The organism is Phenylobacterium ferrooxidans (assembly GCF_042714595.1).
In the GTDB taxonomy this organism is placed as follows: domain Bacteria; phylum Pseudomonadota; class Alphaproteobacteria; order Caulobacterales; family Caulobacteraceae; genus Phenylobacterium; species Phenylobacterium ferrooxidans.
Genome location: NZ_JAOTJD010000040.1, coordinates 37,986 through 48,435 on the forward strand (window position 1 = coordinate 37,986; position 10,450 = coordinate 48,435).

The following is a 10,450-nucleotide window of genomic DNA, read 5'->3' on the forward strand; positions in this document are numbered from 1 at the left end:
GCAGCAACCCGCTAGATATCGGCCCTGAAACAACAAACTCCGCTGTTCTCCGGGTTTGGTCCTAGTCCTTTCCGCCGCTGGCGCGTTAAGGACATCGGCGATGCTGAAAACACCTTCTCCTCCTGTGGGCGTCTCCGAGACGCGCGTCCGCTCCGGGACGCTCGATCAGCCGCCGCTGCGCATCGCCTTCCTCTCCTATCGCTCCGATCCGCGTGTGGGCGGACAGGGCGTCTATCTCAGCCAGGCCGCCGCGGCCCTCGCGCGACGAGGCCACCAGGTGGATATCCTGTCAGGCCCGCCCTACCCCGATGTGCCCGAGGGCGTGCGCCTGATCACCCTGCCGTCGCTGGACCTCTACAATCAGCCGCACAACGGCCACCGCGCCCTGCGCTGGAAACACCTGCTAAGCTGGACCGACACCGCCGAATATGTTGGCCACTGGGCCGGCAAGTTCATGGAACCCTGGACCTTCGGACGCCGCGCGGCGAAGTACCTGCGCGCCCACCGCCGCGACTATGACGTGGTGCTGGACAACCAGTCCCTGTCTTCAGGCCTGCTGGCCATCGAGCGAACCGGCCTGCCCGTGGTCGGGGTCATTCACCACCCGATCCGCCGCGACCTGGAACTGGCGCTCGCCGCCGAGCCCCAGTGGGGCATGCGCCTCCTGACCCGCCAGTGGTACTCGTTCCTGAAGATGCAGGAGAAGGTCGCCCCGCGCCTGGCCGAAGTGATCCTGGTCTCCGAGGCGGCCGCCGCCGACGTGGCCGCCTGCCTGAAGGTCGACCGTCGGGCCATGACCGTGATCCACCTGGGCATCGACCAGGAAACCTTCAAACCTCAGCCCGACATCCGCCGCCGCGACAATCGCCTGCTCACCACCGCCAGCGCCGACGTGCCGCTGAAGGGTCTGAAGCACCTGATCGAGGCCTATTCCAGCCTGCTGGAGCGTTACCCGCGTCTCGAACTGGTGGTCATCGGCAAGCTGCGCGAGGGCCCGACCGCCGAGCTGCTGGACGACCTCAACCTGCTGGACCGGGTCAGCTTCATCCACGATCTCAGCAATGACGAGATGGCCGAGCAGTACGCCCGGGCCACCATCTGCGTGACCCCGTCCCTCTACGAAGGCTTCGGCCTGCCCGCCGCCGAGGCCATGAGCTGCGGCGCCCCCGTGGTGGTCACCGATGGCGGCTCCCTGCCCGAGGTCGTCGGCGACGCCGGCGTCGTCGTGCCCAAGGGCGACAGCGCCGCGCTGGCCCGCGCCATCGCCGCCCTGCTGGATGATCCGGCCCGCCGCGCCGACCTGGGCGCCGCCGCCCGCCAGCGCGCCCGCAAGGCCTTCTCCTGGGACCGCGCCGCCGAAACCTATGAAGCGGTCCTGCGCCGCGCCATCGCCCGCAAATGCTGACCGTCCGGCTGGAGACCCTGGGCCTCAAGGCCGGTGACTGGGTGCTGGACCTTGGCTGCGGCGAGGGACGTCACGTCCACGGCGTCCATATGATCCCGGGCGTCAATGTCGTGGGCCTGGATCTCGATATCCCCAGCCTGGTGAAGGCCCGCGACGGCCTCGACCACCTTCCGCCGGTGGCGGCCGAGGGGGCGACATCCTTCCTGTCCGGCGACGCCTACCGCCTGCCCTTCGCCGACGACGCCTTCGACGTGGTGATCTGTTCCGAGGTGCTGGAGCATCTGCACGAGTACGACCGGGCCCTGGCCGAAATCCGCCGCGTGTTGAAGCCCGGCGGCCGCTTCGTCCCCACCGTGCCCCGCGCCTGGCCCGAGCGCATCTGCTGGGCCCTGGCGCCCGGCAAGGACGGCTATGCCGACCAGCCCGGCGGCCACGTCCGCATCTTCCACGAGCCCGATCTGCGCAAATCCATCAGCGCGCTGGGCTTTTCCTATCGCGGCAAGCACTACGCCCACGCCCTGCACTCGCCCTACTGGTGGCTGAAGTGCGCCTTCTGGGACCGCCGCGACGACCATCCGCTGGTGAAGCTCTACCACCGCTTCCTGGTCTGGGACCTGATGGACCGCCCCGCCCTCACCCGCGTGCTGGAGGCGATCGCCAACCCCTTGGCGGGCAAGAGCGTGGCGCTCTACTTCCGTAAGGCGCCCGCATGAGCCTGGCCTTTGACCGCGTCGGCGGCCCGCTCGCGCCCTTCACCGGCGCCCTGGACGTCATCCTGGCGCAACAGACGCGTAACGGCGCCATCCCCTGGTTCGACAAGGGCCCGTGGGACCCCTGGAACCACGCCGAATGCCTGATGGCCCTGGGGGCCATGGGCGAGTTCGAGGCGGCTGATCGCGGGTTCGAATACCTGGCCTGGTCTCAAGAGACCTCGGGCGCCTGGCTGGGCGAATACGGCAACACCCTGCCCATGGCCGACCGCCTGCACATGGCCCGCACGCCGGCGGCCGCCTTCCGGGACTCCAACTTCGCGGCCTATCCCGCCGTGGCCCTGTGGCACCGCTACCGGCTCGACAACGACCTGACCTTCGCCCGCCGCTACTGGCCGATGGTGAAGTCAGCCATCGATTTCGTCCTGACCCTGCAGCACCCGGAGGGCGATATCTCCTGGAGCCAGGAAGCCTTCGGCACCGGCGCCGACGACGCGGTCCTGGCCGGCAACGCCTCGATCTTCAAGAGCCTCGACTGCGGCCTTAAGCTGGCCGACCTGCTGGGCGAACCCCAGCCTGCCTGGCGCCTGGCCAAGGACCGGCTCAGCTGCGCCATCCGCAACGCCCCACACCGCTTCGACCGGCTGCAGGACCGTTCCGACTTCGCCATGGACTGGTACTATCCGGCCCTGGCCGGGGTGCTGTCGCCGGGCGCGTCCTTCGCCCGCCTGGAGGCCCGCGCCCCGCGCTTCGCCGTCCTGGGCCGCGGCTGCCGCTGCGTGGCCAGCGAGCCCTGGGTGACGGTGGCGGAGTCCTGCGAACTGGCCCTGGCGCTGCTGGGCCTCGGCGCCCGGGCCGCCGCCTGCGCCCTGCTGGACGCCCAGCTCAATCACCGCGACGGGGACGGCGCCTTCTGGATGGGCTGGCAGTTCGCCGAACAGATCGTCTGGCCCCGCGAACGCCCCACCTGGACCCAGGCTGCGGCCATCCTCGCCTTCGACGCCCGGCTGGGCGCCTCGGCGGCGTCGGACGTGCTGATCTCGCGGCAATAATCCCCCGCTCATCCCGGCGACCGCGAAGCGGAGGCGCGAAGCAGTCAAGGCCGGGACCCAGATACATCCACCGCATTCCGAATTTTTGCCCCAGGTCGCGACTCACGACCTGAATCCCGGCCTTCGCCGGGACGAGCGGTGGAGGGGCGTCACACCCTTCTGAGAATCCGCAAGCTCTTCACCGCCGCCACCTCTTCATAGAGGTCCGACGCCAGCGCCCGCTGGTAGATCTCGAACGGCGGCCGGCCGCCGTCAGCGGGATCTGGAAACACGTCGTGGATCGCCAGCGTCCCGCCCGCCATCAGGTGCGGCGTCCAGTGGCGCCAGTCCCCGAGCGCGTGCTCCATGGTGTGGCCGCCGTCGATGAACAGGAAGCTGAGCGGCGTCGCCCAGGCCTTGGCGATGAGGGCCGAGCGGCCCACCACCGGGAACACCACATCCTCCAGCCCCGCGCGGCGCAAGGTCGTGCGCAGGAACGGCAGGGTGTCAATGGCGTTCGCCGCGTCATCCCACAGCTCGGCGTCGTGATACTCCCAACCCGGCTGGTTCTCCTCCGAGCCCCGATGGTGATCGACCGAGAACAGCACCCCGCCCGCCGCCTGGCACGCTGTTCCGAGATAGACCGCCGACTTGCCGCAATAGGCGCCGATCTCCAGGCACGGTCCGCTCGGCGCGCAGGCCAGGGCCGCCTCGTAGAGGGCCGCGCCCTCGGCGGGGTCCATGAAGCCTTTGACGCTGTCGATATCGATGGGGAGTTTCATGGCGCTCTCCTAGCAGAGGGCGCCGTCGTGGCGTAACAGTCGTAGCAGGTTTTCGAAGGTCCCCCATGCGCCCCATCCTGCTGACCGCCCTCCTCGCCTTCCCCCTGCTCACCGCCGCCGCCAAGCCGCAGCCCGAGCTGGTCCAGATCGCCAAGGGGGTCCAGCAGTCGCGTCTCCACGCCACGGTGGCCAAGCTGGTCAGCTTCGGCACCCGCCACACCCTGTCGGACCGCACCTCCGCCACGCGCGGGATCGGGGCCGCCGAGCGCTGGACCGCCGCCGAGTTCGAGGCGATCTCGAAAGAGTGCGGCGGCTGCCTGACGGTGGCCGTCCCCAAGCAGACCTTCACCGGCCGCCGCGTGCCCAACCCCACCGAGATCGGCGCCATCCTCGCCATCCAGAAGGGGACCACCGATCCGGATCGGGTGATCGTCATCTCCGGCCATATCGACAGCCGGGTCAGCGACGTCATGGACGCCACCTCCGACGCGCCGGGCGCCAATGACGATGGCTCAGGCGTGGCCGCCGTGATCGAGGCCGCCCGCGTGCTGTCGAAGCACAAGTTCCCCGCCACCCTGGTCTTCGCGGTGCTGGAGGGGGAGGAACAGGGCCTCTACGGCGGCAAGGTGCTGGCCGCCTACGCCAAGGCGCAGGGCTGGCGGGTCGAGGCCGACCTGAACAACGACATCATCGGCAACACCCGGGGCGCCAGCGGCGTCCACAACGACCGCCAGGTCCGCGTCTTCTCAGAGGGCACCAAGGCGGTCGAGACCCAGGAACAGGCCAACAGCCGCCGCTACAACGGCGGCGAGGTGGACTCGCCGTCGCGCAACCTCGCCCGCTTCGCCGACGTCCTGGCCGACACCTATCTGAAGAACCTCGACGTGGTGATGGTCTACCGCACCGACCGCTATGGCCGCGGCGGCGACCAGGTGGAGATGCTCAACGCCGGCATCCCCGCCATCCGCGTCACCGAGGCCGCCGAGCACTATGACCGCCAGCACCAGGACCTGCGCACCGAGAACGGCCGAGTCTATGGCGACACCATAGAGGGTGTGGACTTCCCCTATCTGGCCAAGGTCACTCGGTTGAACGTGATCATGATGGCGGCGCTCGCCCGCGCGCCGGCCCCGCCCGAGGGCGTGAAGATCGAGGGCGCGGTCTCGCCCGACACCAAACTCTCCTGGACCGCCAGCCCCGGCGCGGCGCGCTACCGGGTCCACTGGCGCGAGACCACGGCCCCGCGCTGGCAGCACGCCAAGGACACCACGGCCACGGCGGAAACCCTGAAGAATGTCGTCATCGACGACTGGTTCTTCGGAGTCTCGGCCATCTCCGCCGACGGCTACGAGAGCCCGGTGGTGTTCCCCGGCGCCGCCGGATCCTTCAGCGTCACCAAGTAGCTGGAGCGTGACAGTGGATGCCGGTTCGGGCGTCCGTCTCGCGACTAAGCAAGAATCGTAGGGCCGTCAGGCTCTACGGCGCGTAGCTCGACCGCGCCTTGACGCCCCAATGGCCGTCTTCGCGCGTGATCACATAGATGGAATCGAACCCGCCGATCACGCTGCCATCCTTGCGGAAGCGGCTGAAGCGGGTGTCGATATGCACCTTGTCGGCGCCCGCGTGGATCACCTCGCGCCGTTCCCAGGCCGAGTGATCCCACTCCGCCAGGGCGCCCTTGTCGAACATGCCCGGCTTGTGGTCGCCCGCCTGCAGGATCACCAGGGTCCCTGAGGCCAGCCTCACGCTGGGGAAGTTGAAGGTGGCGTCCCAGCGCGCCACGTCGCGGGCGTTGAACCCGGCCATGAACTCGTCCAGCACGCCCTGCGCGGCGGCGATCTCGGCGGTGAAGTCAGCCATCGTCTTCTCCCTCTTTGCTGCTAGCATCGCCCTGAAATCCAGGGAGGCAAGCATGAACCGGTTGATCCTCGCCGGCGCCGCGGCGCTCGTCGCCACGGGCGCACTCACCACCACGGCGGTCGTGGCCAAGGAGAAGTCCAAGACCACCTTCTTCATCACCAGCGTGGGCCCCGGCAAGGGCGGCGACCTGGGCGGGCTGAAGGGTGCGGACGCCTGGTGCCAGAAGCTGGCCACTGACGCCGGAATCGGCGACCACACCTGGCGCGCCTACCTCTCGGCCACCGACGCCAAGGGCAAGGCGATCCACGCCCGCGACCGCATCGGCAAGGGCCCCTGGTTCAACGCCAAGGGCGTTCAGATCGCCTCCAGCCTCGATGACCTGCACAGCGAGGCGGCGCTTACCAGCAAGGCCAATTCCCTCGACGAGAAGGGCAACCCCGTCAAAGGCCGCGGCGACAGCCCCAACCAGCATGACATCATGACCGGCTCGCTGACCGACGGCCGCATGGCGCCGCCGGTGGCCTCGCCCCTGCCCGCCAACGCGCCCGCCGGAACCCCGGCCCCGGTCGCCCCGCCGAACCTGACCTGCAACAACTGGACGTCCTCGGGCGAGAGCCGGACCATGGTCGGCCACCACGACCGCATCGGCGGCGGCCAGAACCCCACCTCCTGGAACTCCGCCCACCAGACCCGCAGCTGTTCGCAGCCCGACCTGGTGTCGACGGGCGGCGCGGGCCTCTTCTACTGCTTCGCCGCTAAGTAGGCGGAAGGCTCGAGAGGAAGGCCTTCAAGTCAGCCACGGACCGGTCGGGGACCTGCTCCATCGGCACGTGGCCGACGCCGGGATAGGTGATCAGTTTCGCCCCCGGGATGGCGCTGGCCAGCCCCCGTCCGGCGGCCACGTCGATCACCGTGTCGGCCTCGCCGTGCATCACCAGGGTCGGGGTCTTGATGGTGGCGAAGACCGACCGGTCGACCCTCCGCTGCGGCCCGTCGCGGCCCGACGTCAGGATCGCGCGGTGACCCGGCGCGAGCGCCAGCTCCACGTAACGGTCGACCACGGCCGGCGTGACGACGGTCTCGTCCACATAGGCCGACTTCAGCCCCCGCGTGGCCAGCGGCCGGGGGTTGATGTTGCGCAGCAGGGCGCGGCCCGCCGGATTGCCCAGCAGCTTGAACACCACCGGCGGCTTCTCATTCCCCTTGTCCTCGCGCGGCCAGCCGGCGGCGTCCACCAGCACCAGCCCGTTCAGGCGCTCGGGATGGGCCAGCGCATAGGCCCAGGAGACCCCGCCCCCCATGGAGTTTCCGACGATCACGAACCGGTCGGCCTTCAGACGCCGCGTCAGTTCGTCCACCACCGCCACATTGGTCGCCTGGGCCGCCACATAGCCCTCTGGCGCCCGCGTCAGTCCGTGGCCGGGCAGGTCCAGGCTGATGACCCGGTAGTCGGGCGCCAGTCGCGTCACCCACGGCTCCCAGGTGTGAAGCGAGGCCGCGAACCCATGCACCAGCACCACGGCCGGCCCATCGGCCCTGCCCTGGTCGCGGTAGTGGATGCGCAGCTCGCCGGGCAGGTCCATGTAGTGCGAGGCTGGCCCGCCATACTTGGCCTCCAGCACCGGATAGGGGATGTCCTTGGCGGTCAGGGCGCATCCGGCCAGGGTCAGGCCCGCCGCGACCACCACCAGTATTCCGACGACCCACTTCATGCCTGCCTCTCCGTTTCGGGCAGCAGGCCAGATTGACCTTTGGTCAGGTCAACGCCCCTAGAGCGCGTCAGGGTTAAGTGGACGCCGGTTAACCCGTCCGACGCGCTCTATCTCTTTGGATTAGAGCCTTTTTGAACGGGTCAGATGATTCCATCTGACCCCAAAAGGCTCTAGCCGCACTTCACCTCTTTCACGATGCCGGTCTGGGCGTCGTAGTAGAAGTTCAGCCGCCGAGGGCTGTAGTCCATGGTCACCGGGCAGGTGGTGCAGGCCACCCGCTGCAGGGCCGGCAGCACCGGGATCGGAATCTCGCTGCGCGGACGCCCGACATACTTCTGCGCCTCGGCCGCCCCGCACTGGTCGGCGGGCGGCGGCGGGGGCGGCGGCGGACGATAGGACGGCGGCGGCGGCGACGGGGCCGGCGCGTCGCTGGCGCAGGCGCTCATCAGCAGCAGCGCGGCGGCGCCCGCCAGGATCTTGATCTTCATGCCTGTTTCTCCCAACCGCGAGCCTGCTGCTTCCAGTACGACGCCGGCAGGCCCTTGGCCTTCACCGACTTCCATTGGCGGCGCGCCGTGGCCAGGGCCTCCTCGTCGCCGCCGTCGAACAAGACCACGCACCGGGTATAGTCGCCAAGCTCGCCCGGTTCGGCGCCGTCCACCAGGAACAGGGCGTCGGCCGCGTTCAGGTTCTCGTCGCTGGTGGTGAGCAGGATCGGCTGCCGCGCCGCACCCGGCTCATCGGCGGGCGCATGGGGCAGGAAGCTCTCGTCGCGATAGGCCCACAGCCAGCCGTCCAGATGCTCCACCCGCTGCGGACCCGTCGCGCGCACGATGGCCTTCCACCCCCGCGCCAGGGTCTTTTCCAGCAGCTCGGGCAGGGCCTGGTCCAGGCTCGTGCGCTCCAGGTGATAGAACCAGACCTCGCAGGGATCAGCCATGGTCGCCCCGCACTAGGTTCACCAGGGCGCTCGCCACCTCGTCGGCATGGGTCATCATGGCCAGATGATGCCGCGCCAGCCGCAGGGTGGGAATACCCTGCTCGCGGGCGACCCGCGCCTCGTCCTCATAGGCCTTGGAGAGCCGCAGATAGGCCCAGCCGATGTCACCGGGCAGATCGATCTCCGGCGCGGTCTCTTCCAGATAGGCCACCGGCGTCGGGGTCAGTTCGGAAATGAAGCGCTCCCGCGTCTCGCCCTCCGGCAGGGTCGCCGCCAGGGCGCCGGGCGGGAACCACTGATCCCAGGCCGGAACCTCCCCGTCCGTCACCTTGGCCCGCAGCGAGTCGCCAAGCACCGGAGAGGCGGTCTCGAACCAGGTCCGTCCCGGATGCGGCAGGATGGCGTCCACGAAGATCACCTGGCTCACCCCGCCCTTCGCCGCCGCCACCACGGAGGCCGCCAGCGACCCCGCGCCGGAGTGGACCACCAGCACGACGGGATGCATCTGGGCGATCTGCTCGGCCACCCTGGCCGCCAGGGCCGGATAGTAGGGCGGCTCGGCCGCGCCCCAGGCCGGCAGCCTCGGCGCCGCGGCCCAGATTCCCCGCGCCGCGAAGTCCCCCACCACGGCCCGCCAGCAGCTCGCGCCCACCAGCGGGCTATGCAGCAGCGCGAACCGCACGGCGGGTGATCAGCCTTCGTACTTGTCCGCCACCATGCGGTTCAGCAGCCGCACGCCGAAGCCTGTCGCGCCGTCGGGGATGGTGGGGATCGTGGACGGCTTCTTCCAGGCGGTGCCGGCGATGTCCAGGTGGGCCCATGGCACGCCGTTGACGAAGCGCTGGATGAACATGGCCGCGGTGATGGAGCCGCCGGCCCGGCCGCCGGTGTTCTTCATGTCGGCGATCACCGAGTCGATGTTCTTGTCGTAGTGGGCGGGCAGCGGCATGCGCCACAGCGGCTCGGCCTCCCCCTCCGACGCCGCCATCAGGTTGGCGGCCAGTTCGTCATTGTTGCTGAACAGGCCCCCGACGTCGTCGCCGAGCGCGATGATGATCGCCCCGGTCAGGGTGGCCAGGTCGACCATGAACTTCGGCTTGAACCGCTGCTGGCAATACCAGACGGCGTCGGCCAGCACGAGGCGGCCCTCGGCGTCGGTGTTGATGATCTCGATGGTCTGGCCCGACATGGAGGTCACCACGTCGCCCGGTCGCTGGGCGTTGCCGTCCGGCATGTTCTCCACCAGGCCCAGGATGCCCACCGCGTTGACCTTGGCCTTGCGCGCGGCCAGCACGTGCATGAGCCCCGACACAGCGGCCGCGCCGCCCATGTCGGTCTTCATGTGCTCCATGTTGTCGGCGGGCTTGATGCTGATGCCGCCGGTGTCGAAGCAGACCCCCTTGCCGATGAAGGCGACGGGCTGGGCGTTCTTGTCGGCCGCGCCGTTCCACTTGAGGATGGCGAGCTGGCTCTCGCGCACGCTCCCCTGCCCGACCCCCAGCAGCGAGCCCATGCCGAGCTTGGCCATCTCGGCCTCGCCCAGGATCTCGACCTCCAGGCCCAGCTCCTCCAGCTGCTTCACCCGCTTGGCGAATTCGGCGGGATAGAGGACGTTCGGCGGCTCGGAGACCAGGTCGCGGGCGAAGGCGATGGCGTCGGCCAGCGCCGCCAGGTCGGCGAAGGCCTGGATGGCGCCGTCCACGTCGGTGGTGACGATCTCGGCCCGGGTGAGCGAGGGCTTCTTCTCGGCGGCTTCCTTGGTGCGGTACTGGTCGAACCGGTAGGCGGCCAGGCGCACGCCGAAGGCGGCCTTGGCCGCCTGGGCCGCATCACCCGCCAGCTGCACCCGCAGCGTGGTCAGACCCGAGGTCTTCAAGGCGCCATAGGCGCTCGCCGCGGCGTTCTCCGCGCCCAGGCCGTCGAACCCGTCGGCCTTGCCGGCGCCCACCAGCAGCACCCGGGCGGCGGCGGAGCCGGCCGGCGCGATCAGGTCCAGGGTCTGGCCCTTGG

12 protein-coding genes are annotated in these 10,450 nt (G+C 69.6%); 5 read left to right on the plus strand and 7 right to left on the minus strand.

The annotated features are described in order from the left end of the window. Positions 1–100 precede the first annotated feature (100 nt). From OCL97_RS17935 to OCL97_RS17945, 3 genes are read left to right on the plus strand one after another with little or no spacing between them, the layout of a single operon-like run. A complete protein-coding gene (locus OCL97_RS17935; protein WP_377371189.1) occupies positions 101–1,405 on the plus strand; it encodes a glycosyltransferase family 4 protein in 1,305 nt (434 codons plus the stop codon). Further along, entirely contained in the window at positions 1,399–2,118 is a 720-nt protein-coding gene (locus OCL97_RS17940) for a class I SAM-dependent methyltransferase (protein ID WP_377371190.1), read from the plus strand. The genes OCL97_RS17935 and OCL97_RS17940 overlap by 7 nt, the downstream gene beginning before the upstream one ends. Continuing rightward, the gene (locus OCL97_RS17945) at positions 2,115–3,167 is read left to right on the plus strand and encodes a hypothetical protein (RefSeq protein ID WP_377371191.1); all 1,053 of its coding nucleotides are present in this window, start codon (positions 2,115–2,117) and stop codon (positions 3,165–3,167) included. Before OCL97_RS17940 ends, OCL97_RS17945 begins: the two co-directional genes overlap by 4 nt. 149 nt (positions 3,168–3,316) lie before the next feature. Here the strand turns inward: OCL97_RS17945 and OCL97_RS17950 are convergent, their stop codons facing one another. Next, the gene (locus tag OCL97_RS17950; protein WP_377371193.1) at positions 3,317–3,928 is read right to left on the minus strand and encodes a class I SAM-dependent methyltransferase; all 612 of its coding nucleotides are present in this window, start codon (positions 3,926–3,928) and stop codon (positions 3,317–3,319) included. 65 nt (positions 3,929–3,993) lie between these two features. Here OCL97_RS17950 and OCL97_RS17955 point away from each other — a divergent pair, with 65 nt between their 5' ends. Further along, a complete protein-coding gene (locus OCL97_RS17955; protein ID WP_377371194.1) occupies positions 3,994–5,331 on the plus strand; it encodes a M20/M25/M40 family metallo-hydrolase in 1,338 nt (445 codons plus the stop codon). A 73-nt stretch (positions 5,332–5,404) separates the two neighbouring features. Here OCL97_RS17955 and OCL97_RS17960 read toward each other — a convergent pair whose 3' ends face one another. Beyond that, complete coding sequence (locus tag OCL97_RS17960; RefSeq protein ID WP_377371195.1) at positions 5,405–5,788, minus strand: hypothetical protein; 384 nt, start codon at positions 5,786–5,788, stop codon at positions 5,405–5,407. A 52-nt stretch (positions 5,789–5,840) separates the two neighbouring features. Here OCL97_RS17960 and OCL97_RS17965 point away from each other — a divergent pair, with 52 nt between their 5' ends. Further along, positions 5,841–6,551, plus strand: a complete 711-nt coding sequence (locus OCL97_RS17965) for a hypothetical protein (RefSeq protein ID WP_377371196.1) — start codon at positions 5,841–5,843, stop codon at positions 6,549–6,551. On the opposite strand, the gene OCL97_RS17970 is transcribed toward OCL97_RS17965, so the two are convergent. The 5 genes from OCL97_RS17970 to OCL97_RS17990 form a co-directional block, all read right to left on the minus strand. Next, positions 6,544–7,500, minus strand: coding sequence for an alpha/beta fold hydrolase (locus OCL97_RS17970; protein WP_377371197.1), 957 nt, complete (start codon positions 7,498–7,500; stop codon positions 6,544–6,546). The two genes, OCL97_RS17965 and OCL97_RS17970, sit on opposite strands and share 8 nt — an antisense overlap. A 170-nt stretch (positions 7,501–7,670) precedes the next feature. Next, entirely contained in the window at positions 7,671–7,988 is a 318-nt protein-coding gene (locus OCL97_RS17975) for a peptidase inhibitor I78 (protein ID WP_377371198.1), read from the minus strand. Next, entirely contained in the window at positions 7,985–8,440 is a 456-nt protein-coding gene (locus OCL97_RS17980) for a DNA polymerase III subunit chi (RefSeq protein WP_377371199.1), read from the minus strand. The genes OCL97_RS17975 and OCL97_RS17980 overlap by 4 nt, the downstream gene beginning before the upstream one ends. Continuing rightward, complete coding sequence (locus OCL97_RS17985) at positions 8,433–9,122, minus strand: alpha/beta fold hydrolase (RefSeq protein ID WP_377371200.1); 690 nt, start codon at positions 9,120–9,122, stop codon at positions 8,433–8,435. Before OCL97_RS17985 ends, OCL97_RS17980 begins: the two co-directional genes overlap by 8 nt. A 9-nt stretch (positions 9,123–9,131) precedes the next feature. Then, positions 9,132–10,450: leucyl aminopeptidase (locus OCL97_RS17990; RefSeq protein WP_377371201.1), on the minus strand; the 1,319-nt coding region annotated here is incomplete at its 5' end.